This is a genomic window from Brevibacillus sp. GCM10020057 (assembly GCF_042683565.1).
GTDB lineage: Bacteria > Bacillota > Bacilli > Brevibacillales > Brevibacillaceae > Brevibacillus.
Genome location: NZ_JBHUJW010000012.1, coordinates 62,926 through 86,783, shown reverse-complemented (window position 1 = coordinate 86,783; position 23,858 = coordinate 62,926). Strand labels below are relative to the sequence as shown.

The window sequence follows — 23,858 nt, the reverse complement described above, 5'->3', positions numbered from 1 at the left end:
GGATAAGCGCTGAAAGCATCTAAGCGTGAAGCCCCCCTTAAGATGAGATTTCCCACAGCGTCAAGCTGGTAAGACCCCTCATAGACGATGAGGTTGATAGGTTCGGTGTGGAAGCGCGGTAACGCGTGGAGCTGACGAATACTAATCGGTCGAGGACTTATCCACACACCCTTGGCAAGCATGCAGATCCAGTTTTGAAGGTGCGAATCCTTCATTATTCCTCGGTAGCTCAGTTGGTAGAGCAATCGGCTGTTAACCGATCGGTCGGCGGTTCGAGTCCGTCCCGAGGAGCCATCTTTATGCTCCTGTAGCTCAGTCGGTAGAGCGTTTCCATGGTAAGGAAGAGGTCGCAGGTTCGATTCCTGTCGGGAGCACCAGCAAAATTTTCGCATGTATGGCCCGTTGGTGAAGCGGTTTAACACAGCAGCCTTTCACGCTGTCATACAGGGGTTCGAATCCCCTACGGGTCACCTGAACATACCTCACGAGCAATTGGGCTCCCCGCAATGAGTGGCGAATTTGCTGCAGAGCATAGAGGCTTCTTTGCGAGGGGACATGGAGGCTTAGCTCAGCTGGGAGAGCATCTGCCTTACAAGCAGAGGGTCGGCGGTTCGATCCCGTCAGCCTCCACCACCCTGTTGATCAACGAAAAGCGCAGCGTCTTGTCGTAGAGTCGACACTTGGCCGTACATGGTCATCGTCGCGGGATGGAGCAGCTCGGTAGCTCGTCGGGCTCATAACCCGAAGGTCGCAGGTTCAAATCCTGCTCCCGCAACCAAATTTTTCCTCTGGTACTATTCGATCACGTATCGGAATTACAGGGAATAGAAGCATCTGTATCGTGCAACCAATGCTTCTTTTTAAGTGGAGCTGTGGTGAAGTTGGAGTTCACGCCGGTCTGTCACACCGGAGGTCGCGGGTTCGAGTCCCGTCAGCTCCGCCATTTCTCACTACTCAAAGAAATGGCGGCCATCAATGGATATGAAAATGTTAAAACATATTTAAGAAATCATTGAATATCCGGAATGGTTTTGATAAAATAGACAAGTACGCCGGTATAGCTCAATTGGTAGAGCACCTGACTTGTAATCAGGGGGTTGTGGGTTCAAGTCCTATTGCCGGCACCATTTGCGGGGAGATAGCGAAGTGGCTAAACGCGGCAGACTGTAAATCTGCTCCCTCTGGGTTCGGCGGTTCGAATCCGTCTCTCCCCACCACGTATATTTCGAGAGCCATTAGCTCAGTTGGTAGAGCATCTGACTTTTAATCAGAGGGTCGAAGGTTCGAGTCCTTCATGGCTCACCAGTTTTTTCTTCCTGTATCGCGAGGCACAGCTTGGCAAAGCGTGACTGGTCGTTCAGCGAAGACAAGTACACATGCGGTCGTGGCGGAATTGGCAGACGCGCTAGATTCAGGTTCTAGTGGTGGCAACACCGTGGAGGTTCAAGTCCTCTCGACCGCACCAAACCACCCCGAATACCAATTTCAACGTTGCATGCGGACGTAGCTCAATTGGTAGAGCGTCGCCTTGCCAAGGCGAAGGTCGCGGGTTCGAGACCCGTCGTCCGCTCCATGATGATCTTCAGGTCTCTCACCCGTACCGGGTTCACCCTCGAAGATTGGACAAAGGAGAATCGCTCGGGTACTACAGATCCGGCTTGTCAGGAAGCGTTTCGACGCAGCGGCGCCGGTTGGAAGCGAGACCCGTCGTCCGCTCCATACAATATGTGCCCTTAGCTCAGCTGGATAGAGCGTTTGACTACGAATCAAAAGGTCGGGAGTTCGAATCTCTCAGGGCACGCCACTCTTAAAATAAAGAAGCATGTACAGTCGGGAAGTAGCTCAGCTTGGTAGAGTACTTGGCTTGGGACCAAGGGGTCGCAGGTTCGAATCCTGTCTTCCCGACCATGATTTGCCCATCATTATCTAGCTTTGCCGGGGTGGCGGAATGGGCAGACGCAACAGACTTAAAATCTGTCGGGAGTTTCTCCCGTACCGGTTCAAGTCCGGTCCTCGGCACCATCACAATGACATGCGGGTGTAGTTCAATGGTAGAACCCCAGCCTTCCAAGCTGGTCGCGTGGGTTCGATTCCCATCACCCGCTCCATACGAATGAACAGGGAGCTGATTTGGTTGCCCTGTTTTTTTGTTTGTGCTTCTACTTTTCTTGCCGTCCCATCGGCAAGGAAGCCCGCTATCTGTAAGCGTCTTTGAAGAAATGCTTTTGGTGACCTTGGGAAGTCGCTTTTTGCCGGAAAGAAGGCACAAAAAAGGATCGGGGCAACCGTTTCAGAACGGACTGCTCAGATCCTGGGCTTGTCGAAGTGTGTCTAATCTTTTTGGTGGTAGAAACATATGTTTTCGTGTAGAGTAGGCTGTAGATCGTTTACCCACACGATAGGTAACGGATCTCTTGCCTTGCCTCCTGATTTCAGGAGGCTTTTTTTATGTGCATGCAAAGATCAAAGCATATCAAAACTGCTGCTCCCGGTTCTCGCTCGTCTCGAGAGGCAGGGAGACGATAAAGCGCGTGCGTACCTCGTTGGAGTCGCAGTGAATGGTTCCGTTATGCTTCTCAATAATATTTTTGCAAATCGAAAGACCGATGCCTGTCCCGTTTTGTTTCGTCGTGAAAAATGGCTGAAACAGATTCTCGACAATTTCGGGCGGGATCATTTCGCCGTTGTTCTCCACGCTCAAATACAGCCAACCATCGGAGGTAGTAGAAATGACCTGGATGCATTTATCCGTCCGGTGCTGGACTGCATCGATCGCATTGTTCAGCAGATTGACGATCACTTGCTTCAGTCCTTCTTCATAACAAGCAAGCGAGCAGGGGTGGATTTGTTTTGCAAAGTGAATGTTTTCTCCCAAAAGGCGCGGAGTGATGAGCAATTCCACTTCTTCAAAAAGGCTTTCTACTTGAACGGTCTTGAATATTTCATCCAGGATCGGTTTTTTCGAGAAGCTCAAAAATCCCGTCAGTTGACGATGCAAATTTTCAAACTCGTGCATGATGACCTGGATGTACGACTGGAGCTTTGCCTGTCCTTTGGTAGACTCGCTGATCAGCTTGAGGAAGCCTTCGATTGCACAGAGCGGATTGCGCAGCTCATGAGCCATGTTAGCGGCGATTTTGCCGAGCATCGTCAATTTGTCGTTGTGCAGGTAAGAGATCGTTTCTTCCTTTTGAACCAATTCCTCGTTCATCATCTGCTCAAAATGGTACACGGCCCAGAAGACACTCTCGTCCATCGCCTTCCCGAGCTGGTTTTCCAGATAGAGCATATCTGCAGGAGACAATGACCATTTATGAAGTTCGGGCTGAACGACTCTCCAAAAGACGTTCCGATACAGTTGATATGTGCGCAAAATGGAGGAGAAGGGGAATTCCTGAGAGCGCAACCACTCGCCCATATCCAGTGACCAGGCTTGCATATCCTGATCCACATCTTCCACCAGATAACGAGCCAAGAGTACCGTGCGCTTTTCTGCAAAATCACGGGGGATTGTTACAGGAATTTCCATACTACGAACAATTTCTTGCATCCACAACGTAGTAATATTTGGCGCCATATCTAAAATTTTCCTCGAAATGTCATACAAATTAAGCGTCACAGTGTCCACCATCTCTTATCCACCCCACTAAAATCGTATAAGAAAAGGGGGCGGAAAGACAAGGTATAAATCTCCTAAATTCGCAATAAAATGATTTTTTTGTTGAACTTTTCATCTACAAAATCCGCCAAAAGCTTCCTTATTTCGGAAAAATATTTAATCATTAGTCCGATTCTAGTCGCATAAAGTAGAATGGACAAACGTTGGTGGACCAGGGGAGGCAAGGATGGAGGAGCATTTTTGGCTGGGACTGGTGCATATCTTTCTGATCGATCTCGTGCTGAGCAGCGACAATGCCGTCGTGATCGGAATGGCTTGCCGGGGGCTTCCACACAGAGAGCGAGCCTGCGCGGTCATGTACGGAACATTAGGCGCCATCGGGCTGCGCATATTTTTGACAAGCTTGACGACCTGGATGCTTGACATACCGCTAGTCAAAGCGACCGGCGGATTATTGCTGCTCTGGATCGCGTGCAAGCTGATTATAGGGGAAAACGAAGAAGTGGCGGAAGTTTCGCGCAATCATACGGTGGGGCAAGCTGTGCGGACGATCATTTTGGCGGATTTTGTGATGAGCCTGGACAATGTGCTGGCAGTCGGTGGCGCGGCACACGGGGAATTGTGGCTGGTCGTTCTTGGGCTTTTGATGAGCATTCCGCTGTTGATGTGGGGGAGTGCCTGGATTGCTCGTCTGATGAACCGCTTCTCGTGGCTGGTCATCCTGGGGGGAGGCATTCTTGCGTTCACCGCTGCGGATATGTGTCTGGAGGACCCTTACATATGGAAATGGATCAATCCGCTTATGCTCAACCACGCGTGGCTTCCCGTCATCATCGCCGCCCTCGTCATGGCGTGGGGACGTATGAAAAGGGCGTAATCCGGTGATGGAAATGCCTGAATCTGGGGCATACTACAACTAAACATGGCAGAAAGGAACCGGATGCAGATGAATTCGAGTCTTTTGATGCTCTGGGGGGTGTGGGACAACATTTATCAGCGCTGCACGCGGCTGCGCTACATCGAAAAGGGAGCCAATATTTTTCGTGTTGTTCCGCTTCGTTATCGAGGGGAGACACTCGTCACCACCGATCATAAACGAATCCACAACGGTGATCTGATTCTCAAGATCCACATTCATAACTACTACTTCGCAACCCTCTGTAAAGGGGTCAAGGATGACCTCAAACTGGCCTTGCTCCTGCGCCGTCATATCATGCAGTCGCTGCCGAAGCTGGCGCATTACCTGGAGACGTTGGAGAACAAGGAGGATATAAAAGGAATTGTCGGCACGACGATGCTGCATAAAGGGGTGCAGCCCCTTGGCTTCTCCATCTCGGATGTGCCTATGAACTGGTTCTTCCGCTACAAACGGTGGTATTTGCGCCTCTTGTTGCGCATCATTCACCCGGATGGGAAAAGGCGGGTACAGGCGTGGAATCACGAGATGCCGTTGAAGCGCGTGTACATGTCCAAAGAAACACTGCTTGCAAGATACGGTTCTGGCAATCAGACGACGGGAGACACGAACTGATGGGCAGGCGTTTTGTACTCGTGACGGAAGAGTGGGCGGGCAGTGGTCACCGCATGGCTGCTCAGGCTCTGGCAGAAGAGCTGCTTCGGGAAAATGTTGAGTTTGTGCGAATCGTAGGTGGTTTGGAGACGGCCAGTCCCGCTTTGCTTGAGCTGTCCCGTTTTTTTTATGCGGCGATGCTGCGCTATGCGCCCCTGCTCTGGCAACGCATCTATGAGCGGGAGAAAATGTGGAGCAAGGCGCTGAAAAAGCCGCTTGGCTGGTGGCTGTCCCAACGGCTTGCGCAGCAAGTGCTGGAACGCGAGCAGCCCGATGTGGTTGTCGCTACGCATGCCTGTTGTCTGGCGGCGCTGGCAAGGGCCAAGCGCAGCGCAGCGCGGCCGTTTCATCTGGTGAGTGTCCCGACCGATTACCATGTGAACCATTTCTGGGTCGATCCGCTCGTCGATACGTACATCGTGGCCCATGAACAGCTGGCGGAAATATTGACCGACCGATACCAGGTGTCTGCGGATAAAATTCGCGTCCACGGTATTCCGGTGCGGCCGGCTTTTCGCGAGGCGCAGCAAATCGACAAGCCTGTCTGGAAGTCTCGCCTCGGTCTTCAGCCAAAGACGTTTACGGTCCTGGTGAGCGGAGGCGAGGGCGGTTACGGCGGGATCGAGGATGTGCTGCAGGCACTGGTGCAATTTTCCGAGCCGCTGCAAGTCGTCGTGGTCACCGGCAAAAACATGCGGCTGCAGGAAAAGCTGCAAGCATGGCTGAGCCGCCAGGGCCGCCTGCGCCACCTCGTCTGGATCAAGGGCTACGAGCCGCAGATGTGGCAGTGGATCGGGGCAGCAGATGCGTATATTTCCAAACCGGGTGGAATCAGCTGCGCAGAGGCGCTGACGCTGAAAACCCCGATCATTTTGTACAAGCCCTTGCCGGGGCAGGAGCGGCAAAACAGCGAATTTTTGCAGCGCAACCAGGCGGCGGCCGCAGCGGCGAAGCCTGCGGATATCCGCGACATCGTCAGCCGCTGGAGAGATCGGGAGGTGTGGGAGCAGGAGATCGAGAAAATGGAGCGGTTGCGTCGTCCGGAAGCCACCCGCGAAATCGCAGAATATCTGCTCAGGTTATAAAGCTATAAATTGGCAGTAAAATTCTTGCGCCATGACGAATGAACCGCTTTTCCTCCACACATATTAAGGCTACTAAACGAAGAGGAGGTGATACAGATGGCTAACAACAACAGATCCAGTAACAACCTGGTTGTGCCGCAAGCGAATCAGGCCCTGGACCAGTTGAAGTACGAAATCGCTTCCGAATTCGGCGTTCAGCTTGGTCCTGACACCACATCCCGTCAAAACGGTTCGGTTGGTGGAGAGATTACCAAGCGTCTTGTCTCCTTCGCTGAACAACAATTGGCTGGTCGTGGTTAATTGAATAAGCTGGATGGGGAAAGGCACCTGCGGGTGTCTTTCCTTTTTGGATTGCGGGATACAAAAGGAGGAAAGAAAATGCCGGATTGGCTCAACATAACGGTCCGTTCACTCGGAGCGCTGGTCTATTTGTTTCTCCTGACCAAGATGATCGGCAAAAGACAAATTCGCCAGCTCACGTACATCGAGTACATAGTCGGCATTACCATTGGTTCGATTGCGGCTTTCATGGCGACTGAGATGGACGGGCCTATTTACCACAGCATCATTTCTCTCACCATCTTTGCCACATTTCCCGTACTGAGCGAATGGTTGTCCCTGAAAAGCAAAAGGTTCCGCGATCTGATGGAAGGAAAGTCGACCATCGTCATTCAGGACGGGAAAATATTGGAGAACAATCTCGCCAAAGAAAAGCTGACCTCTGAAGATTTGCTGGAGCAGCTGCGCATCAAAAACGTCTTTCGTGTCGCGGATGTGGAATTCGCCATGATGGAGACGAGCGGCGAGCTGACGGTCATGCTGAAGTCCGAGCAGCAGCCCGTCACGCCGGGACAACTCGGACTGAACGTGCCGCCGGCGAAAGCGCCGCAAACGATCATCATGGATGGAAAAATCATGCAGATCCCGCTGGCTGCGATCGGGAAAAACCAGGAATGGCTGGAAACAGAGCTGAAGAAGCGCAACAAGACGGTGGAAGACGTCTATCTCGCCCAGGTGGACGAGAGCGGCAACCTGTACCTCGATTTTTTCAGCGATGCCGGCAGTAACAAGAAAAAGCCGCGCATTCAGGAGACGTACGAGACGTTGAAGCAGTGCCTGCAGGATCTGGAGCAGCAAGCCAACGCTGAACAAGATTCCCGGCTGCAGGCGAAGTACAAGGAGAGTGCAACGAAGCTGGAAGAAATTTTGCGGCAGATTCAGCCCCGCTACAAGCGCTGACGTTTGTGCGCCAGGCCAGCGCGGAGGTAGCCATTGGCGCTTTTGCCAGAATGCTTGAATTGAACCTTCTTTCGCCAGCTTGTAGAATGTCAGCGTAAGGAGGGACGTTTATGTTGTGGCATAAAAAGACGCTGACTACCTTGCTAATGGCCATTTTGATCGTGGTCATTGCGATGCCAGCGCAGTCGTTCGCAGCTGCTTCGCTGCAGCGAGGAAGCGTGAACGGCGATGTATGGGATTTGCAGTATCGCTTGCAAATACTCGGTCTGTATAAAGACGATCTGGATGGAAAATTTGGAGCCAATACCGCAAGTGCGGTCAAACAATTTCAAAGAAAATACGGCCTGCCCGCTGACGGCGTGGCTGGAACCCAGACTTGGAAAACGCTCAAAAAAGTGTCCGTCAACAAGACGGAGATGCAACTGCTCGCCCAATTGGTCTACGCGGAAGCGCGGGGGGAGTCGTATGTGGGGCAAGTAGCCGTCGCGGCTGTCGTCATGAACAGGCTGCGCTCCAGTGATTTTCCCGCCACGGTCAAAGGGGTGATTTTTGAGCCGTACGCCTTTACATCCGTAAACGACGGCCAATTCTGGCTGACGCCGAATGCGACTGCCTATCGTGCTGCCTGGGACGCGGTGAGAGGCTGGGACCCGACCAACGGGGCTCTGTACTACTTCAACCCGAATACGGCGACATCGGGCTGGATTTGGACACGCCCGCAGATCAAGCAAATCGGCAAGCACATTTTCGCCCGCTAACGGCAAAAAAGCGTTCTTGAAGGCAGACAGATCCGCTGGCCCCTTCAAGAGCGCTTTCTTTTGTCCAGGGAACTGGCAACAATTGTGCATTGTAATTGCCCGCAGGTTCGATAAAATATTTTGAAAGATGTGTCATATCGTAATATCGGAGGTCGATGATGAGGAAGGTACTGATCCTGGCCTCGCTGGCGGCCATGTTGATCGTGGGAACGCCAGTCGCAGAGGCAATGACAAATGAGATGAATTCTTCTACCCCGTATGTGGACATTGCAGGTCATTGGGCAGAAAAAGAGATTGAAAAATTATACATAGCGGGGACAGTCGGCCAGATGGAAGCATTCCGGCCGGATGATCCGGTGACCCTTGGCGAACTCATCACGATGTTCGTAAAGGCAAAAGGGATCGAACCGGTCAAAACGACGGAATCTGCTTTCGCGGATATTCCGGCGGACAGCTGGCTGGCGCCCTATGCGAATACGGCATACCGATTGGGAATCGTCCATGGGCAAAAGAAGGGCAGCCGGGTTTATTTGAATCCGGACAAGCAAGTGACACGTGAAGAATTGGTGTCCATTCTGGTCCGCTCCATGGGAGAGAGCGGAGCCGCGAATCAGGTGAATTGGACGGCAGCGATGCAGACTCTGGCCATGTACAAGGACGGAGGAAGCGTAGGCGAGGCGTATCAGCGGCCTCTCGTGTACGCCCTGGAGCATCGGCTGGTCAGCCCGTACCAGGACGGGACGCTCAAGCCGCTGGCACCCATGACGCGCGCAGAGGCGGCCACGTATGCTGCGCTTCATCTGCTCGAGCCGAAAAGCAAGACGGCTGCACCAAAAGTGCTGGCAAACGGGACGGCCTATCGTCAAAAGCTGACCGTAGAGACGACAGCCTATTGCTTCGCCAGCGATCCGACGGTCCTGTCCTATCTGGAGTACCCACTGCGCCCCGGAATTGTGGCGGTCGATCCGAGTGTCATTCCGCTCGGGAGCCATCTGTACATAGACGGATATGGCTATGCAGTGGCGGCAGATATCGGCGGCGCCGTCAAGCAGCACCATGTGGACCTGTTCCTGCCTTCTCTACGCGATGCGCAGAATTACGGCATGAAACAAGGTGTGAATGTATACTTACTGGATTGACGGCAGATGGACATATTTTCCACTCTTTCCTCTCATACTAAGGGGGAAGGGTGGGATTTTTTGTGGTTTGGATAATCCTCGTGGTGGTTGTCCTCATGCTGTTGCTGTTTGTTACACCGGTGCAGATCACACTCTTTTATGGCAGAGTCGGAGAAAACGATCACGCAGTCGTCGAGGTGTCCGCCTGGTTTCGCCTGATTCACAGGAAATACGAAATCCCCATGGTGTTCGTGAAGCAATCAGAGGCTGGACCGGAGCTGGTGGCAAAGGTGGAGACGGTTTTGCAAAAACAGAAAACGACGGAAAAAATCAAAGACCTCACACGCAAACAGGTGAACAAATGGTACCACAACTATCGGGAGATTTTGGACAAGGTGCACGACCTGCATCCGCTGTTCAATGAGCTGTTTCGGAAAATCCGTTGTACACGCCTGGAATGGCACACGCGGATGGGAACGGGGCAAGCGGCGGAGACAGGCGCGTTGACAGGAGTGGTCTGGGGAGTCAAAAGCCTGATCGTCGGCGTGCTCTCCCACTCGATCTCGCTGCGCATCATCCCGAGGCTGAGCGTAGAGCCAGTGTGGAATCAAGCGCTGATCCGCACGAATTTTCACTGCGACCTCCACCTGATGCTGGGTCACGTCCTCGTCGTCCTGGCCAAAATGTACGTCCGCCTGCGCAAAGGCCGTGAGCGCAAGTGGCGTAGCGCGCCGTCTGAAGCGTGAGGGGAGGCTGAAAAAATGGAAGGAGAACCAGAGCGAGCGGCAGGAAAAGGGCGCAAGCAAACGGAAGGAGTACATACTCTTTCTCCTTTGTGGGGATGCTAACATCGCAGAACGATACCGAAGAAGTATGTTAGCCACAAGGGAGGAAATCGTAATGGCAGACCATCCCATTCAAGGCTTAATGCGGACAGCGATGGAAAATATCAAGCAAATGGTCGATGTGAACACGATCATCGGGGACCCGGTGGAGACCCCGGACGGCTCCGTCATCCTCCCCATCTCGAAGGTAGGATTCGGCTTCGCGGCGGGGGGAAGCGAATTTCAGTACGACCGGGACCATCCGGGTGCGATCGGGTATCCGTTTGGCGGGGGGAGCGGCGGCGGCGTCTCGATCACGCCGGTAGCGTTTCTCGTGGTAGGGAAGCAAGGCATTCGTTCGATCCCGTTGGAAAACACGACCCATCTGTACGACCGGATTTTGGACTCGGTGCCGCAATTTGTAGACAAGTTGCAATCGATGTTTAAGAAGGACGAGCAGACCATGCACACCACGACAGTAAAGCTCGAAGAAAACGATCTGGAAGACCTGATGGAACGCAGCTGAAGATGCGCCGCACAAACAAAAACAGGTACGCCCGATTTTGCGGCGTACCTGTTTTGCGTCCAGACAAGAAAGGATTCGATTTCGATCCGATACAAGACGGTGAAATGAGACTTGTGTGCCCTTGAGTCGAAGTCCATGGAAAAATTCGCAAGGGCGGGATTCACAATCAAAACAGCACATTGAAAAACAGGCCCTTGCTGGCTGCGTGGAGGTATCGCAAGCTTGCGGGCGAGGATCGAAGGTACGGTTTGGCGCTGACGACATGGTCGAACGAGCGGGAAAACGCGCCGGACGGCACCTTTTGCACGCGGAGGATCTCCTCGCGAAACTGTTGGGAAAGTCCTTTCATGTCGTCCACAAACTCCGCATGGCGAGCCTGCACCGTCGAACGCAGCAGCGCTTCATCCAATGTCAAAAGACCGTCGGCCTGCAGCGAAATGCCGTAACGGCGCAATGTATCGCCTGCGGCTTGCGCGACTCGTGAGAACGTATCGAGCTTTTGCGTGCTGATGGTTGCGCCATGCTCGTCCAGGAACGTTTGCAGCCGATTGTAGCAATCCACCAGTACCCGTGTTTGCCGCAACATCCGATCCGTATCCGGCACGACGGAAATAGTGACGGGAGCCGTGCCGTCCTGGTGCAAACGTACCTGCACTTCTCCGTTGCCGAGGGAAAACTGGTTGGCAGGGAAGCGCAGCGGTACGCCGTCCACGACGACCTCTGCCATGGCGGATAGGTCAGAGGAGCTACCCTCTGGCAAAGGCGTCTTTGTCCGGGGATGCGCCACGCGGATGTGATCCAGAAGGTACTGGCGCGTCCGGGCATGGGAACGGGCTTCTGCTGTCGCCGTTTCAGGGTCCGAGCTGATGGCCAGACGTTGGCCGACGGCGCTGTTCCTGCGCTCCGGATCGAATTCGCGGGCGGCATGGTCCAGAGCGGACGAGTAGCGGTAGAGCCGCGAAAGGGAAGCAGACAGCTCGGTTATCCACTGCTGTTCACGGGTGTAGAACGGTTGCAGGCTGTAACTGACGATCGGGTCGACAGGGGCTTGCAGCTTCGCCTGAGCCATCTGAATACGGTAGCGTCCAACCCGATGGCTGTACGGGATATGGCTGATCTTGCTTACTTTCATGCCGCTCACCTCCTGTTTCCGAAGTTCTACACCCATTATAGTGGATCGTTATTCCATTTCAATGAGCAGATCGCCAGTCTCGATCGCTTCTCCTGCCTTGACGAATACGGTCTTGATCTTGCCGTCTGCCGGAGCCTGGATGGTCGTTTCCATTTTCATGGCCTCGCTGACCAAGAGGTGCTCTCCTTTGCGCACCTTGTCGCCCTCGGAGACAAGCACCTTCAGCACTTTTCCGGGCATGGAAGCGCCCAGATGCGCCTGGTTTTGCGGATCGGCCTTGCGTCTTGCCTTTTCGCTGATGACCGCCGACTGATCGTGCACGAAAATTTCCCGCGGCTGTCCGTTCAGCTCGAAGTAAATGATGCGCCGTCCGTCCGGGTGCAGCTCCCCGACTGCGACGAGCTTGATGATGAGCGTTTTGCCGCGTTCGATGGTGATCGCCGTCTCCTCTCCCGGACGCAGCCCGTAGAAGAAGGTAGGAGTGTTCAATACGGACAGGTCGCCGTACTCCTTCATGCGCTGGTCGAACTGCAAAAACACCTGCGGATACATGATGTAAGAGAGGACATCAAGCTCGCTCGGCTCGCGTCCGATTTTCTCTTCCAGCTCCGCCGCCACCTGTGCGAAGTTGACCGGGGCGAGCAGCTCGCCCGGGCGAGCGGTAAAGGCGTCGCAGCCCTTGAGCACAAGCTCCTGCAGCTTTTTCGGGAAGCCTCCCGGCGGTTGCCCCAGAAAGCCCTGGAAGAACTGAATGACGGAATCCGGGAAGTCGAGACGCGCTCCTTTTTCCCAGATGTTTTCTTCGGTGAGGTTGTTTTGCACCATGAACAGCGCCATATCTCCGACAACCTTCGAGGAAGGCGTCACTTTTACGATGTCGCCGCACATCTGGTTCACAACCGCATACATGCGCTTGACTTCCTCCCAGCGGCCTTCCAGCCCGACGGCTTTGGCCTGCTGCTCGAGGTTGGTGTACTGGCCGCCCGGCATCTCGTGCACGTATACTTCGGTGTTGCTCGCTTTCATCCCGCTCTCGAAGCCTTGGTAGTAAGGGCGGACGTCCTCCCAGTAATCCGCCAGCTTGTTGAACGCGTCGAGGGACAGCTGGCTGTCGCGCTCAGTGTGAGCGAGGCTGGCGATCAGGCCGTTCAGGCTTGGCTGCGAGGTCAGGCCGGACATCGAGCTGACGCAGGCGTCCACGATGTCTGCACCTGCTTCGATGGCCTTGAGCAGCATCGCGGAGCCGTTGCCGGAAGTGTCGTGCGTATGCAGGTGAATCGGGATGCCGATCTCCTGCTTGAGTGCGCGGACCAGCTCGTAGGCGGCGTACGGCTTCAGGAGGCCGGCCATGTCCTTGATCGCGAGGATGTGCGCACCGGCCTTTTCCAGCTGTTTCGCCAGATCGACGTAGTAGGACAAGGTGTATTTCGTTTTCGTCGGATCGAGAATGTCTCCCGTGTAGCAGATGGAAGCCTCGGCGATTTTGCCCGTCTCGCGCACCGCGTTGATGGCGGTCTGCATGCCCGGCAGCCAGTTCAGGCTGTCGAAGATGCGGAAGACATCAATGCCGTTTTCCGCCGCTGCCTTGACAAACGACTGGATGACGTTGTCCGGATAGTTCGTGTAGCCGACGGCGTTCGCCCCACGCAGCAGCATCTGGAACAAAATGTTCGGGATGCGCTGGCGCAAGATTTGCAGCCGCTCCCACGGCGACTCCTGCAAGAAGCGCATGCTGGTGTCGAACGTTGCACCGCCCCACATTTCCAGGGAGAAAAGCCCTGCGCCCAGCTTGCCTGTCGCTTCCGCCACCGAGGCGAGGTCGTACGTGCGGACGCGGGTCGCAAACAGCGACTGGTGTGCATCGCGGAACGTCGTGTCCGTGATGAGTACCTGCTTTTGCTGCTGAATCCACTTGACCAGCCCGTCGGCGCCTTCGCGTTCGAGAATCTGCTTCGTGCCGTCCGGATAAGGCTGGCTGAACGGCGTGCGCGGGATGCGCGGAGAGTCGAAGTGCGGCTTTTTCTCCGGCTTGCCGAGGCCCGGATGTCCGTTCACGATGGTATTGCCGATGTAGGACAAGAGCTTCGTCCCGCGGTCCTGTCTGCCGGGGAAACTGAACAGTTCGGGCTTCGTATCAATAAAGGAAGTGTCGTAGTTGCCGCTCAAAAAGTCAGGATGGGTGACGACGTTTTCCAGAAACGGCAAGTTCGTCTTCACGCCGCGAATCCGGAATTCCCGCAAGGTCCGCAGCATTTTGCGTGCTGCCTGATCGAAGCTGGCGCCGTAGGTCGAGATTTTGACCAGCAGCGAATCGTAGAACGGGGTAATGATCGCGCCCGGGTAGCCGTTGCCGCCGTCGAGACGGACGCCGAAGCCGCCGCCGGAGCGCCATGCCAGAAGACGTCCCGCGTCCGGCAGGAAGTTGTTTTCCGGGTCCTCCGTCGTCACGCGGCACTGGATGGCGTAACCGTTCATCGTGACGGCATCCTGCGAGGCGATGCCGATTTCCGCGTCGGAGAGGGCATGTCCTTCGGCGATGCGGATTTGTGCCTGGACGATATCGATTCCCGTGATCAGCTCGGTAATGGTATGCTCGACCTGAATGCGCGGGTTGACTTCAATGAAATAAAAGCGTTTGTCCGGCGTGAGCAAAAACTCCACGGTGCCCGCGTTGGAATAGCCGGCCTTTTGCATCAAGGTCAGTGCCGCCTGGCAAATTTCGCGGCGCAGCGCGTCGTCAAGCGATTGGCTGGGGGCTACTTCCACCACTTTTTGATGGCGGCGCTGTACGGAGCAGTCGCGCTCGTAGAGGTGGACAATGTTGCCGTGGTTGTCGCCCAAAATTTGCACCTCGATATGCTTGGGCTGCTCCAGGTAACGCTCCAGATACACTTTTGCGTTTCCAAACGAGGAACGGGCTTCGGAGCGTGCCCGATCGAGCGCATCCTGCAGTTCGTCCTGGCTGCGCACGATGCGCATGCCGCGCCCGCCGCCTCCGGATACCCCTTTGATGATGATCGGGTAGCCGTATTCTTTTGCAAACAGCAGCGCTTCCTGCAGCGACTCGATCGGCTCCGGCGTCCCGGGAATGACGGGGATGTTCGCCTCGATCGCCAGTCGTCTCGCCTCGACCTTGTCGCCGAACTTCTCAATCAGTTCAGGGGAGGGACCGATGAAGATGATTCCTTCTTCCTGGCAGCGTTTCGCGAATTCGGCATTTTCGGCGAGGAAGCCGTAGCCGGGGTGAATTGCGTCGATATCGTTGCGTTTGGCGATCTCGATGATGCTTTCGATGTCCAGATAGGCTTCAATCGGGCCTTTGCCGGCACCGACGAGGTAGGACTCGTCCGCCTTGAACCGGTGAATCGAGACGTTGTCCTGCTCCGAGTAAATCGCCACGGTGCGGATTCCAAGCTCGGTAGCGGCACGGAAAATACGGATCGCAATCTCTCCCCGGTTCGCCACCAGTAATCGGTTGATCTTTCTCTTTTGCATGGTTTCTCTCCCCTTTTATCCATGTAGACACGATGAAAAAGCTTGTTCGATACAATTGAGAAAAATATATATAATTACAATATACAAAATCCAAGTTACACAAAACAGACTTTTTTCCTGACAGCCAGTCGTGTCTATTCAAAAACGGAGGGATCATTTGTGAGACAGCCGCTGCCCGTATTTGTGTACGGAACGCTCCTGCAAGGATTTCAAAACCATGAATGGTATGTAAAGCCGTACGCCCATCAAGCCGTTCCTGCCAAGATCAGAGGGGAAATCTATCATCTGCCGCAAGGGTATCCGGGTTTGCTGGCAGGGGAAGATGAGGTCGTCGGCGCACTCCTGTATTTCGCTCCCGACGCATACGAGAAAGCGCTCGCCGGACTGGACAAGCTGGAGACCTACTTTGGACCGAACGACCCGCGCAACGAATACGACCGCATAGAGGTACAGGCAGTGCAGTCCGGAACGGGGGAAGTGGTGAGGGCCTACGTCTACCGCTATCTGGACGAGGCTTACGTCAGACGGCAGGGGATTCGTGTAGCGGATGGCGACTGGCGCAGCTATATGCTAGGGGAGCGGGCTGAATAGCGGACGATGCTTTTGCCAAAACTGGTAGGGAAAAGGAGGGACCCTGCCATGGAATTGCTGAATGAGGCTCCTGCCCGGGTGTGGCGCCTGTTGATTCCATCCAGTCATTGGATGTTCCCGGATGAAGTGCCAAAGGATGAGTTGATTTTTCATTACCGCGACCATATTTACTTTGTAAACAGTGACGGCTCTGTTCTGTCCATGCCCAAGCCTGCTGGCTGCGACCTGCTTGATTTGGGCACTTTGCTGGAGTATTTGGCCACATCGGACGAAACCTTTGACTTTGACGACGCGGGACAGTTTGACTACGGCTTCGTCCTGAAACGGATGGGCTACATCGTCCCGGTCAAGCAAAAGGCGAAAAAAGCGACCTACCAGATCCACATCATCAACACGGCCCTGCCCAAGACACTCGCCAGTCGCTACGAATTAAAAAACGTCCACTTCGTCTTCGCGCTCTACCACGCCTTGATGCGCTGCCACGAGCTCAACGAGAAAACAAACTGGGAGTACGAGCATGAAGTGAAGAGCATCGAGATGGTAGAGTCGGCTCCCTCGGGAAAAGTGCAACTGAATCTGTAATTTCTACTATTGGCATAGTGAAAAAAAGCGGCTGATAGGGTATGATGAGAAGGTACATATGAATGATTGGTGAGGAGGAAGAAATCATGACAACTGCTGTAGAGCGCCAAGGCGCATTCGTATTCAAAGGTGGCCCTGTCACTTTGCTGGGTCCGGAAATCAAAGTGGGCGACAAGGCTCCTGACTTCACGGTAGTAGGCGGCGACCTGAGCCCTGTAACGCTGGCTGATTCCAAAGGAACGGTACGCATCATCTCCGTCATTCCGTCCATTGACACGGGCGTTTGCGATGCGCAAACTCGCCGTTTCAACGAGGAAGCGGCGAAACTGGACGGCGTCACTGTCCTGACGATCTCCGTTGACCTGCCTTTCGCGCAAAACCGCTGGTGCGGAGCTGCTGGCATCGACAAAGTGAAAACCTTGTCTGACCACAAAGACCTGTCCTTTGGTACTGCATACGGCGTAGCCATCAAAGAATTCCGCCTGCTGTCCCGCGCTGTATTCGTCATCGATTCCAACGACAAAGTCGTGTATGTCGAGTACGTACCGGCTGCTGGCGAGCATCCAAACTACGAAGCTGCGATCGAGGCTGCAAAAGCTGCGAAGTAAGCGGGAAGCAGTCAAATAGCGAAAGACCGAATCCCTCTCTCGTCTGCGGACGACGGAGGGATTTTTTTACGTGAACAGGTCGCAGGCCCATATTATGTCGGCTTAAAGAACGGGTATTGACTATTTTATAACCAGTGGTTATGTTATTACCAATGGTTAGTTTCCTCTGGTTAGGAAAAAGTTCAACTCATGCAGTAAGGAGTGTCCACATCATGGCAAGCAGACAGGAATTGCGTTCTGAGGAAACCAAAAAAGCGATATTGGCCGCAGCTGCCCGGATGTTTTCCGAAAAAGGCTTTGACGCCGTATCCATCCGGGAGATCGCCAAGGCGGCCGGCTGCTCTCATACGACGCTCTACATTTACTTCCAAGACAAGGAAGCACTGCTGCACCAACTGTCTATCGGGCCGCTGCAATCGTTGCGCCAGCAGATGGAGGACGTGATCGCAGACCCGCAGTTGTTGCCTGAAGCGAGATTGAAATTGGTCAGCCGGCTGTTTATCGAATTTTGCTTGCGTCATCGCACCATGTACACCGTATTTTTCATGGTGAAGGCGTCTCGCATCGACGTGCAGGCCGAACCGACAGCCGAGCTGCAGCAGCTGCGGACGAAGCTGTTTGATCTCCTGCAAAAGGCTCTGCTGCAATGCTTGCCGCAGCCAGCAGGAGAAGATCTGGCGCTGGCCCACGCCCGCATCTATTTTTACATGCTGCACGGGATCGTCGGGACGTATACGCATTCAGAAGAGTCGCTGGAACAGCTCCTGGAAAGGCTGGCTCCGACCTTCGATCTGGGGGTGGAGGTCGTGATGGCCGGCTGCAAACAAACGATAGAAAGAGGTGTGAGGGAAGGATGAAAGTCGAGCAAATTTCTCAAAGCGTCTGGAGCCTCTCGACGTGGCTGGTCATTCCGTTTCGCGTCTGGGTCGTGGTCGAACCGGACGGCGTTACCTTGATCGACGCTGGCATGCCGTTCATGGCAAAAGGCATCTTGTCATTTCTCGACCAATTGAATGCCGGGCCGCTCAAGCAAATTTTGCTGACGCACGGTCACTCCGATCACGTCGGCGCGGTGAAGCGCATTCTGCAGGCAAGAAAGGTCCCTGTGTACGTCCACGCAGACGAAATCCCCTATATGGAAGGGAAGCTGCCTTATCCGCGCCGCAAAAAGGCGGAGGTTACCGTTATGCCTGGCGTCGTCCAACCGCTGCGGGAGGCGGATGAAGGCAGGCTGGAAACGATCGGCGGGCTTGTGCCTTATCATACGCCCGGCCACGCTCCGGGGCACGTCGTCTACTACCATGAAGAAGACCGGGTGCTGCTCGCGGGCGACTTGTTCACGTCGAAAGGCGGCAAGCTGCACCGCCCAATGCCCATGTTTACAGCCGACATGACCGAAGCAGTGAAAAGCAGCCTGATCCTGCGCGAGCTGCGCCCCGTCCATCTGGAGATATGCCACGGGAAGCCGGTGAAAAATCCGGCCGAGCAGCTGGACGCGTATTTGGAGAGGACAGCTGCAGCGTATGCCATTCCGGACAGCGTGTGGAAACAGTAGAATGAGCTATTCACCATTGGAGCAGGTCTCGGCTATTACCGCCATTTTATTCAAATCATTGGCACAATTTACGCAGGTCGGGTGCAGTGTCCCGGCTTTTTTTGCGTCCTGGAAAGCGCCGGACCCATGCGTGTCGGAAAACCTTTCGCGCTGCGGACGGGTTTTGTTCTTTTTGGTATACTGTCAACAGGGAAGACCTAAAGGAGAGACAACATGCTGGAAGAACTGATACGATTTACGGCAGAGGACGCCGATGCCGGGCAGACGGTCCGGGAGGTGCTGCAAAAGCGCTTCGGGGTATCCCGCAGACTGCTGATTCGGGCCAAGTTCAAAGGACTCATCACCCGCAACGGGCAGCACGTGTTCGTCAACGAAATTTTGCAGCCCGGAGACGAAATCGCAGTGATGGTCAGGGAGGATGAGGAGGAGTCGGTGGCGCCCGAGGAAATGCCGCTCGCCATCCGCTATGAAGACGACGATTTGATGGTGATTGCCAAGCCGGCCGGACTGGTCGTGCACCCGACAGGCAATCACGCGGGGGGAACGCTGGCAAACGGCGTCATCGCTTACTGGCAGAAGCGAGGCGAGCACCGGCGGTTTCGCGCCGTGAACAGGCTGGACAAGGACACGTCCGGGCTATTGATCGTCGCCAAAAACCAGTGGGCGCACGAGCAGTTCAGCCGGATGCAGCAGGAACGCACGCTGCATCGCACCTATCAGGCAATCGCGGAAGGCGACGTTCAGCCGGATGAAGGGACGATCGATGCGCCAATCGGACTTGCCGAAGGCTCGTTCATAACCCGGCAGGTGCGCCCGGATGGGCAGTCGGCGGTTACCCATTTTCGCGTTCTTGCGCGCGGCTGCGGCATGAGCCTTGTAGAGCTTGTGCTCGGCACGGGCCGGACGCACCAAATCCGCGTCCATCTAAGCAGTCTGGGACATCCGCTGGCAGGAGACGACTTGTACGGAGGAAGCCGGGAGTTGATCGGCAGACAAGCCTTGCACGCTCATCGCCTGTCGTTTGTGCATCCGCGCAGCGGAGCCGCGATGGAGATCACGGAGCCTTTGCCTGCGGATATGAGCACGCTGGCACAGAAGTTTTTCGGGTAGATGTTCGCCGCCGCGGCGATGGAAATGCGCGAGGAAAAAATCGAGCATTTTCCTCTGGAAAAATGTAAGCGGTTTCGATATGATGAAAAGAAGAAGTGAATTCCAGACAGCAGAAACGATTTTTATGACAGCTGGTTTGTTTGCGGGGGAAGGTCCACAAGATTTTTCTCACATAGCTGACAGAGCCCAGCTCGCGCCTGACGCATGTTTCGGAACGTTTGACAACGGGGAGACCCTTTCTTTGTCATGCAACCGAATCGGCTTGGGGGTGAGCTGGGCTTTTTGCCGTCTACAAATCAGCAGGTCTGGAGTGGGAAAAGGAGTGATTCCATGAAGCTCGTCTCCTATCGAAAAGCGTCCGGGGACGCCTGGAGGGCAGGAGTGGTCGAGGATGGCTGCGTGGTGGCGGCAGCCCAGTTGCTTCCCGGTGCTCCCGATACGATGCCGGAGCTGCTCGGGGAGTGGGAGGTGTGGAGCGCGAAGCTCGCGGAAGCGGCAGCGGGCAATAGCTGGCGCGAACAGAGCTTGTCGGTGGAGGACGTCCAACTGGGTTCGCCTCTCCCGCGCCCCGGCAGCTTCCGCGACTTTTACGCTTTCGAGGCGCATGTCAAAACGGCCCGCGCCCAGCGCGGACTTCCCATGGTCCCGGAGTGGTATGATTTTCCGGTCTTTTACTTTTCCAACGCGGCAGCCTTTACCGGCCCGGAAGCGGTCATCCGCAGGCCAAAAGCGACCCGCTGGCTGGACTACGAGCTGGAGGTCGCCTGCGTCATCGGCAAAGGAGGCGTCGACATTCCGGTAGAGCGGGCTGGCGAACACATCGCGGGCTATTGCATCCTCAATGACTGGAGTGCGCGCGACATTCAGCGGGAGGAAGTCAAGGTCGGGCTGGGGCCGGCAAAGGGCAAAGATTTTGCCACCTCCATGGGGCCGTGGCTGGTGACGCCGGATGAGCTGGAGAGCGCCCGGATCGCGACAGAGCGCGGAGACCGCCACAATCTGCAAATGGTCGCCAGAGTCAACGGCATAGAGTATTCGCGGGGGAATTTGCAAGATTTGCACTATACGTTCGCGGAAATGATCGCACGGGCATCAGCCGATTGCCCGCTGTACCCCGGCGACGTCATCGGTTCCGGGACAGTGGGGACCGGCTGCATTCTGGAGCTGGGAGCAGACCGCTTTGGTTGGCTGGCTCCCGGCGATGTCGTCGAGCTGGAAGTTGAGCGGCTCGGCATCTTGCGCAATCGAATCAGTGAGTAGATGAGAGAGGGAGGGAGCTTCATGCCGTTTTATCTTCGCATGGGAGAAGTGCCGCAAAAACGCCATACGACGTTCTACAAGCCGAACGGGGAGCTTTACCGCGAGCAGGTCATGGGGACGAAAGGCTTTTCCGGGATTCAGTCGATCTTGTACCACCACCATCCGCCGACTCAGGTGCGCTCGACCCGCAAGTTCGCGGATATTCACCTTGAGTTTGTGCCCCAGGACGAGTTGAAGCACCAGCATTTCAAGACCTTTAATGTGCAGCCGGGCGGCGATCCGATCGGCGGGCGCCACTACCTGCTGGGAAACGACGACGTGCTCATGGGCGTCTGCGCGCCGACAGAGCCGATGGACTACTTTTACCGCAATGCGGACGGCGACGAGGTCGTCTTTGTTCACGAAGGCACAGGAGAGCTGCAGACGATCTTCGGCACGCTGACGTATCAGCCCGGCGATTACCTGGTCATTCCCATCGGCACCACGTACCGGATCGTGCCAGCCGAGCAAAGCCGTTTTCTCGTCATCGAGTCGCAAAATGAAATCGTGCCGCCAAAACGATACCGCAACGAGCACGGCCAGCTGCTGGAACACTCACCCTTTTGCGAGCGGGACATTCGCGTACCGGAGCGACTTGATACACATGTCGAGAGCGGGGAGTTCGAGGTGCGCGTCAAAAGGCAGTCTGCGGTGTACAGCTACTTTTTTGACTTCCATCCGTTCGACGTCGTGGGCTGGGACGGCTATTTGTATCCGTACGCGCTCAGCATCCACGACTTCGAGCCGATCACGGGCCGCATCCATCAGCCGCCGCCCGTGCATCAGACGTTCGCCGGGCAAAACTTCGTCATCTGCTCGTTCGTCCCGCGACTGTACGACTACCATCCCCAGGCGATTCCGGCGCCCTACTACCACAGCAATGTCGAGAGCGATGAGGTGCTGTACTATGTCAAAGGCAACTTCATGAGCAGAAAAGGCATCTACGAAGGCTCGATTACGCTGCATCCGATGGGCATTCCGCACGGCCCGCATCCGGGCAAGATCGAAGACAGCATCGGGAAAAAGGAAACGGCCGAGCTGGCTGTCATGCTCGATACGTTCCGGCCGCTGAAGGTGACGCGCCAGGCGCTGGAAGTGGAGGACGGGGCGTACATGTCGAGCTGGCTGCCGCCACGCGATTAGAAAAGAGGAGAGATACGGATGGAATTCACCATCTCTGCATTGGAACGTCAGGAGAAATACAAGCTGCTCATCGGCTGCATCATCCCGCGCCCGATCGCCTGGGTGACTTCGATGGACGCAAGCGGACTGGTCAACGCTGCGCCGTTCAGCTATTTTAACGTGGCGAGCATCGAGCCGATGATGGTCTCGGTCGCGGTTATGCGAAGGCCGGGCGGAGAGCGCAAGGACACGGCCCGCAACATCGGGGAGACCGGCGAGTTCGTCGTCAACATGGTAGATGTACACAATGTGGATGTGGTGAACTTGACATCCGCCGACTACCCTCCTGACGTGAGCGAAGCAGAAGCACTTGGACTTGAGCTGCTGCCCGCAGCTAGGGTCAAGGTGCCCCGGCTGGGAGCGTCGCGCATCCATTTTGAATGCAGGCTCCAGCAGATCGTCGAGCTGGGCAGCCCGGTTTCCTCTGACCTCATTATCGGGGAAGTCGTTCACGTCCACGTGGAAGATGCGCTGTATCAAATGGGAAAAATCGACGCAGCAGCCTTTGCCCCGGTCAGTCGGCTGGCCGGGCACAGCTACGCGACATTGGGAGAAATGTTTGATCGTCCGCGTCCGGTGTACGACCCGCTGCGAAACCGGAAGTGATCGTCAGCCGCGCAGCCGGGTTTTTACACAAGCCTCTATCGCATGAAAGAAGTATTGATCTCCGTCCCGGGTCGGAGGACAAATCCCTCTACGGGCCATTTTGCGAAAGGACGCCGCCGGGTATTCTGTATATACAAGGCAAGCGGTATAGCAGAGAGGAAGGAATGCGATGATGGAAAGACGTCTGTATCGTTCACAGCAAGACAAGCGGTTGTTTGGGATCTGCGGGGGGATCTCCCGGTTTCTGGGGATCGACTCGACGCTGGTGCGCGTAGGAGTTGTGATCTTGACCGTATGTACCGGGGTGCCGATCCTGATTTATTTGCTATTGGCGATGATCATGCCCAAAGAGCCAAGCTGGTCCTATGCGGTGGATGGCTTCGACGCGTACGAGCGGCCCTACCCGAGCCGCGAGCGGATGAACGACCTGGATGCGGAGATCGACCGTCTGGAAAAACGGGCGCTGGTGCAAGAGGTGCAGCGCCTGCGAGCCGAGCTGGGCAAGTACAAAAACATATAGCGCGGCGAGCAAAACGTACCAAAGACTTCCTTACAGACAAAAGGGAAGTCTTTTTTTGCGAAAAAGGCATGTCTGTCGCCCGGGATGTGGAAACAAAAGGGAACGGGTGCATAACATGTAAGGTGGAAATATGTACATAGGGAGGGAAAGGCAGTGTATCTTGGCGTGTTCGATTTGAACCAGCGTCTGGAGCAGACGCGGAAAATCTTGCGGGAAAAACAGCATTTGAAAAAGCTGATTGAAGAAGACATCCGCGAGCTGGAAAAAGACATCCAGGACCTGGAAGCCATGATGAACGACAAAAAAATTGCGGCCAGTGCGCGCACCTGAGCGTGAGCGGGGCATAGGGCGATGTTTGCAGCCTGCCGCTTGAGCAGGGCGGTTTCGCTTGCCGAACAGAAAAAATGGAAAAAGTGGCTGATGCAGGGGAAGCAACCTG

The 23,858-nt window shown here is 55.2% G+C and carries 23 protein-coding genes, 15 tRNA genes and 1 rRNA gene; 36 read left to right on the top strand and 3 right to left on the bottom strand.

Going from position 1 to position 23,858, the window contains the following annotated elements:
• From ACFSO0_RS04980 to ACFSO0_RS04905, 16 genes are all read left to right on the top strand, one after another.
• A 23S ribosomal RNA gene (locus ACFSO0_RS04980) occupies nt 1-165 on the top strand; the annotation flags it as partial.
• A gap of 53 nt (nt 166-218) precedes the next feature.
• Nucleotides 219-294 (top strand) — tRNA-Asn (locus ACFSO0_RS04975).
• Between the two features lie 7 nt (nt 295-301).
• Nucleotides 302-377 (top strand) — tRNA-Thr (locus ACFSO0_RS04970).
• A gap of 19 nt (nt 378-396) precedes the next feature.
• A tRNA-Glu gene (locus ACFSO0_RS04965) sits at nt 397-470 on the top strand.
• Between the two features lie 87 nt (nt 471-557).
• Nucleotides 558-633, top strand: a tRNA-Val gene (locus tag ACFSO0_RS04960).
• Nucleotides 634-701: 68 nt separating this feature from the next.
• Nucleotides 702-778, top strand: a tRNA-Met gene (locus tag ACFSO0_RS04955).
• An 88-nt stretch (nt 779-866) separates the two neighbouring features.
• Nucleotides 867-943: transfer RNA gene (locus ACFSO0_RS04950), tRNA-Asp, on the top strand.
• A 108-nt stretch (nt 944-1,051) separates the two neighbouring features.
• A tRNA-Thr gene (locus ACFSO0_RS04945) sits at nt 1,052-1,127 on the top strand.
• 5 nt (nt 1,128-1,132) lie between these two features.
• Nucleotides 1,133-1,217 (top strand) — tRNA-Tyr (locus ACFSO0_RS04940).
• Between the two features lie 12 nt (nt 1,218-1,229).
• A tRNA-Lys gene (locus ACFSO0_RS04935) sits at nt 1,230-1,305 on the top strand.
• A gap of 73 nt (nt 1,306-1,378) precedes the next feature.
• Nucleotides 1,379-1,465, top strand: a tRNA-Leu gene (locus ACFSO0_RS04930).
• Between the two features lie 32 nt (nt 1,466-1,497).
• Nucleotides 1,498-1,573: transfer RNA gene (locus ACFSO0_RS04925), tRNA-Gly, on the top strand.
• A gap of 154 nt (nt 1,574-1,727) precedes the next feature.
• A tRNA-Arg gene (locus tag ACFSO0_RS04920) sits at nt 1,728-1,804 on the top strand.
• 27 nt (nt 1,805-1,831) lie between these two features.
• A tRNA-Pro gene (locus ACFSO0_RS04915) sits at nt 1,832-1,908 on the top strand.
• Between the two features lie 26 nt (nt 1,909-1,934).
• Nucleotides 1,935-2,022 (top strand) — tRNA-Leu (locus ACFSO0_RS04910).
• 12 nt (nt 2,023-2,034) lie between these two features.
• Nucleotides 2,035-2,108 (top strand) — tRNA-Gly (locus tag ACFSO0_RS04905).
• 365 nt (nt 2,109-2,473) lie between these two features.
• Here ACFSO0_RS04905 and ACFSO0_RS04900 read toward each other — a convergent pair.
• Nucleotides 2,474-3,631, bottom strand: coding sequence for a sensor histidine kinase (locus ACFSO0_RS04900; RefSeq protein WP_376877172.1), 1,158 nt, complete (start codon nt 3,629-3,631; stop codon nt 2,474-2,476).
• Between the two features lie 214 nt (nt 3,632-3,845).
• On the opposite strand from ACFSO0_RS04900, the gene ACFSO0_RS04895 reads away from it, so the two are divergent.
• The 9 genes from ACFSO0_RS04895 to ytfJ all read left to right on the top strand — a co-directional run bounded on the left by ACFSO0_RS04895 (nt 3,846) and on the right by ytfJ (nt 10,739).
• Nucleotides 3,846-4,496, top strand: coding sequence for a TerC family protein (locus tag ACFSO0_RS04895; protein ID WP_376877169.1), 651 nt, complete (start codon nt 3,846-3,848; stop codon nt 4,494-4,496).
• 69 nt (nt 4,497-4,565) lie between these two features.
• Nucleotides 4,566-5,150 carry a YkoP family protein gene (locus tag ACFSO0_RS04890; RefSeq protein WP_376877166.1) on the top strand — a complete coding sequence of 195 codons (585 nt, stop codon included), beginning with the start codon at nt 4,566-4,568 and terminating at the stop codon, nt 5,148-5,150.
• Nucleotides 5,150-6,274: an MGDG synthase family glycosyltransferase gene (locus ACFSO0_RS04885; protein ID WP_376877164.1), complete on the top strand. Its 1,125-nt coding sequence runs from the start codon at nt 5,150-5,152 to the stop codon at nt 6,272-6,274. The genes ACFSO0_RS04890 and ACFSO0_RS04885 overlap by 1 nt, the downstream gene beginning before the upstream one ends.
• A 96-nt stretch (nt 6,275-6,370) precedes the next feature.
• Entirely contained in the window at nt 6,371-6,574 is a 204-nt protein-coding gene (locus tag ACFSO0_RS04880) for an alpha/beta-type small acid-soluble spore protein (protein WP_007717155.1), read from the top strand.
• 78 nt (nt 6,575-6,652) lie between these two features.
• Nucleotides 6,653-7,513, top strand: coding sequence for a DUF421 domain-containing protein (locus ACFSO0_RS04875; protein ID WP_376877159.1), 861 nt, complete (start codon nt 6,653-6,655; stop codon nt 7,511-7,513).
• Nucleotides 7,514-7,623: 110 nt separating this feature from the next.
• A complete protein-coding gene (gene sleB / locus ACFSO0_RS04870; RefSeq protein ID WP_376877156.1) occupies nt 7,624-8,271 on the top strand; it encodes a spore cortex-lytic enzyme in 648 nt (215 codons plus the stop codon).
• A gap of 158 nt (nt 8,272-8,429) precedes the next feature.
• Nucleotides 8,430-9,410: an S-layer homology domain-containing protein gene (locus tag ACFSO0_RS04865; protein WP_376877153.1), complete on the top strand. Its 981-nt coding sequence runs from the start codon at nt 8,430-8,432 to the stop codon at nt 9,408-9,410.
• A 62-nt stretch (nt 9,411-9,472) separates the two neighbouring features.
• Nucleotides 9,473-10,135 (top strand): DUF2953 domain-containing protein, encoded by a 663-nt coding sequence (locus ACFSO0_RS04860; RefSeq protein WP_376877150.1) that lies wholly within the window; start codon nt 9,473-9,475, stop codon nt 10,133-10,135.
• A 154-nt stretch (nt 10,136-10,289) separates the two neighbouring features.
• Nucleotides 10,290-10,739 (top strand): GerW family sporulation protein, encoded by a 450-nt coding sequence (gene ytfJ / locus ACFSO0_RS04855; protein ID WP_376877147.1) that lies wholly within the window; start codon nt 10,290-10,292, stop codon nt 10,737-10,739.
• 166 nt (nt 10,740-10,905) lie between these two features.
• Here ytfJ and ACFSO0_RS04850 read toward each other — a convergent pair whose 3' ends face one another.
• The gene (locus tag ACFSO0_RS04850; RefSeq protein ID WP_376877144.1) at nt 10,906-11,871 is read right to left on the bottom strand and encodes a hypothetical protein; all 966 of its coding nucleotides are present in this window, start codon (nt 11,869-11,871) and stop codon (nt 10,906-10,908) included.
• A 48-nt stretch (nt 11,872-11,919) separates the two neighbouring features.
• On the bottom strand, nt 11,920-15,366 hold the full coding sequence (locus ACFSO0_RS04845; RefSeq protein ID WP_376877141.1) for a pyruvate carboxylase: 3,447 nt from the start codon (nt 15,364-15,366) through the stop codon (nt 11,920-11,922).
• A 159-nt stretch (nt 15,367-15,525) separates the two neighbouring features.
• On the opposite strand from ACFSO0_RS04845, the gene ACFSO0_RS04840 reads away from it, so the two are divergent.
• From ACFSO0_RS04840 to ACFSO0_RS04790, 11 genes are all read left to right on the top strand, one after another.
• Nucleotides 15,526-15,957: a gamma-glutamylcyclotransferase family protein gene (locus ACFSO0_RS04840; RefSeq protein WP_376877138.1), complete on the top strand. Its 432-nt coding sequence runs from the start codon at nt 15,526-15,528 to the stop codon at nt 15,955-15,957.
• A 48-nt stretch (nt 15,958-16,005) separates the two neighbouring features.
• Nucleotides 16,006-16,539: a hypothetical protein gene (locus tag ACFSO0_RS04835; protein WP_376877135.1), complete on the top strand. Its 534-nt coding sequence runs from the start codon at nt 16,006-16,008 to the stop codon at nt 16,537-16,539.
• Between the two features lie 86 nt (nt 16,540-16,625).
• Nucleotides 16,626-17,147 carry a thiol peroxidase gene (gene tpx, locus ACFSO0_RS04830; protein ID WP_376877132.1) on the top strand — a complete coding sequence of 174 codons (522 nt, stop codon included), beginning with the start codon at nt 16,626-16,628 and terminating at the stop codon, nt 17,145-17,147.
• A gap of 212 nt (nt 17,148-17,359) precedes the next feature.
• Nucleotides 17,360-18,004 (top strand): TetR/AcrR family transcriptional regulator, encoded by a 645-nt coding sequence (locus ACFSO0_RS04825; RefSeq protein ID WP_376877129.1) that lies wholly within the window; start codon nt 17,360-17,362, stop codon nt 18,002-18,004.
• Nucleotides 18,001-18,702 carry an MBL fold metallo-hydrolase gene (locus ACFSO0_RS04820; RefSeq protein ID WP_376877126.1) on the top strand — a complete coding sequence of 234 codons (702 nt, stop codon included), beginning with the start codon at nt 18,001-18,003 and terminating at the stop codon, nt 18,700-18,702. The genes ACFSO0_RS04825 and ACFSO0_RS04820 overlap by 4 nt, the downstream gene beginning before the upstream one ends.
• A gap of 213 nt (nt 18,703-18,915) precedes the next feature.
• Nucleotides 18,916-19,812, top strand: coding sequence for an RluA family pseudouridine synthase (locus tag ACFSO0_RS04815; protein ID WP_376877123.1), 897 nt, complete (start codon nt 18,916-18,918; stop codon nt 19,810-19,812).
• A 330-nt stretch (nt 19,813-20,142) separates the two neighbouring features.
• Nucleotides 20,143-21,072, top strand: a complete 930-nt coding sequence (locus ACFSO0_RS04810; protein WP_376877120.1) for a fumarylacetoacetate hydrolase family protein — start codon at nt 20,143-20,145, stop codon at nt 21,070-21,072.
• Nucleotides 21,073-21,093: 21 nt separating this feature from the next.
• Nucleotides 21,094-22,254 carry a homogentisate 1,2-dioxygenase gene (locus ACFSO0_RS04805; protein ID WP_376877117.1) on the top strand — a complete coding sequence of 387 codons (1,161 nt, stop codon included), beginning with the start codon at nt 21,094-21,096 and terminating at the stop codon, nt 22,252-22,254.
• An 18-nt stretch (nt 22,255-22,272) separates the two neighbouring features.
• Complete coding sequence (locus tag ACFSO0_RS04800; RefSeq protein WP_376877114.1) at nt 22,273-22,899, top strand: flavin reductase family protein; 627 nt, start codon at nt 22,273-22,275, stop codon at nt 22,897-22,899.
• A gap of 169 nt (nt 22,900-23,068) precedes the next feature.
• Nucleotides 23,069-23,419, top strand: coding sequence for a PspC domain-containing protein (locus ACFSO0_RS04795; RefSeq protein WP_376877111.1), 351 nt, complete (start codon nt 23,069-23,071; stop codon nt 23,417-23,419).
• Between the two features lie 153 nt (nt 23,420-23,572).
• Nucleotides 23,573-23,749, top strand: a complete 177-nt coding sequence (locus ACFSO0_RS04790; protein ID WP_376877108.1) for a hypothetical protein — start codon at nt 23,573-23,575, stop codon at nt 23,747-23,749.
• Nucleotides 23,750-23,858 lie beyond the last annotated feature (109 nt).

What these genes read in the sequence shown, in the direction of transcription:
- ACFSO0_RS04900 (WP_376877172.1), bottom strand. Translation starts at nt 3,631, where the DNA reads ATGGTGGACACTGTGACGCTTAATTTGTATGACATTTCGAGGAAAATT.
- ACFSO0_RS04895 (WP_376877169.1), top strand. Translation starts at nt 3,846, where the DNA reads ATGGAGGAGCATTTTTGGCTGGGACTGGTGCATATCTTTCTGATCGAT.
- ACFSO0_RS04890 (WP_376877166.1), top strand. Translation starts at nt 4,566, where the DNA reads ATGAATTCGAGTCTTTTGATGCTCTGGGGGGTGTGGGACAACATTTAT.
- ACFSO0_RS04885 (WP_376877164.1), top strand. Translation starts at nt 5,150, where the DNA reads ATGGGCAGGCGTTTTGTACTCGTGACGGAAGAGTGGGCGGGCAGTGGT.
- ACFSO0_RS04880 (WP_007717155.1), top strand. Translation starts at nt 6,371, where the DNA reads ATGGCTAACAACAACAGATCCAGTAACAACCTGGTTGTGCCGCAAGCG.
- ACFSO0_RS04875 (WP_376877159.1), top strand. Translation starts at nt 6,653, where the DNA reads ATGCCGGATTGGCTCAACATAACGGTCCGTTCACTCGGAGCGCTGGTC.
- sleB (WP_376877156.1), top strand. Translation starts at nt 7,624, where the DNA reads ATGTTGTGGCATAAAAAGACGCTGACTACCTTGCTAATGGCCATTTTG.
- ACFSO0_RS04865 (WP_376877153.1), top strand. Translation starts at nt 8,430, where the DNA reads ATGAGGAAGGTACTGATCCTGGCCTCGCTGGCGGCCATGTTGATCGTG.
- ytfJ (WP_376877147.1), top strand. Translation starts at nt 10,290, where the DNA reads ATGGCAGACCATCCCATTCAAGGCTTAATGCGGACAGCGATGGAAAAT.
- ACFSO0_RS04850 (WP_376877144.1), bottom strand. Translation starts at nt 11,871, where the DNA reads ATGAAAGTAAGCAAGATCAGCCATATCCCGTACAGCCATCGGGTTGGA.
- ACFSO0_RS04845 (WP_376877141.1), bottom strand. Translation starts at nt 15,366, where the DNA reads ATGCAAAAGAGAAAGATCAACCGATTACTGGTGGCGAACCGGGGAGAG.
- ACFSO0_RS04835 (WP_376877135.1), top strand. Translation starts at nt 16,006, where the DNA reads ATGGAATTGCTGAATGAGGCTCCTGCCCGGGTGTGGCGCCTGTTGATT.
- tpx (WP_376877132.1), top strand. Translation starts at nt 16,626, where the DNA reads ATGACAACTGCTGTAGAGCGCCAAGGCGCATTCGTATTCAAAGGTGGC.
- ACFSO0_RS04825 (WP_376877129.1), top strand. Translation starts at nt 17,360, where the DNA reads ATGGCAAGCAGACAGGAATTGCGTTCTGAGGAAACCAAAAAAGCGATA.
- ACFSO0_RS04820 (WP_376877126.1), top strand. Translation starts at nt 18,001, where the DNA reads ATGAAAGTCGAGCAAATTTCTCAAAGCGTCTGGAGCCTCTCGACGTGG.
- ACFSO0_RS04815 (WP_376877123.1), top strand. Translation starts at nt 18,916, where the DNA reads ATGCTGGAAGAACTGATACGATTTACGGCAGAGGACGCCGATGCCGGG.
- ACFSO0_RS04810 (WP_376877120.1), top strand. Translation starts at nt 20,143, where the DNA reads ATGAAGCTCGTCTCCTATCGAAAAGCGTCCGGGGACGCCTGGAGGGCA.
- ACFSO0_RS04805 (WP_376877117.1), top strand. Translation starts at nt 21,094, where the DNA reads ATGCCGTTTTATCTTCGCATGGGAGAAGTGCCGCAAAAACGCCATACG.
- ACFSO0_RS04800 (WP_376877114.1), top strand. Translation starts at nt 22,273, where the DNA reads ATGGAATTCACCATCTCTGCATTGGAACGTCAGGAGAAATACAAGCTG.
- ACFSO0_RS04795 (WP_376877111.1), top strand. Translation starts at nt 23,069, where the DNA reads ATGATGGAAAGACGTCTGTATCGTTCACAGCAAGACAAGCGGTTGTTT.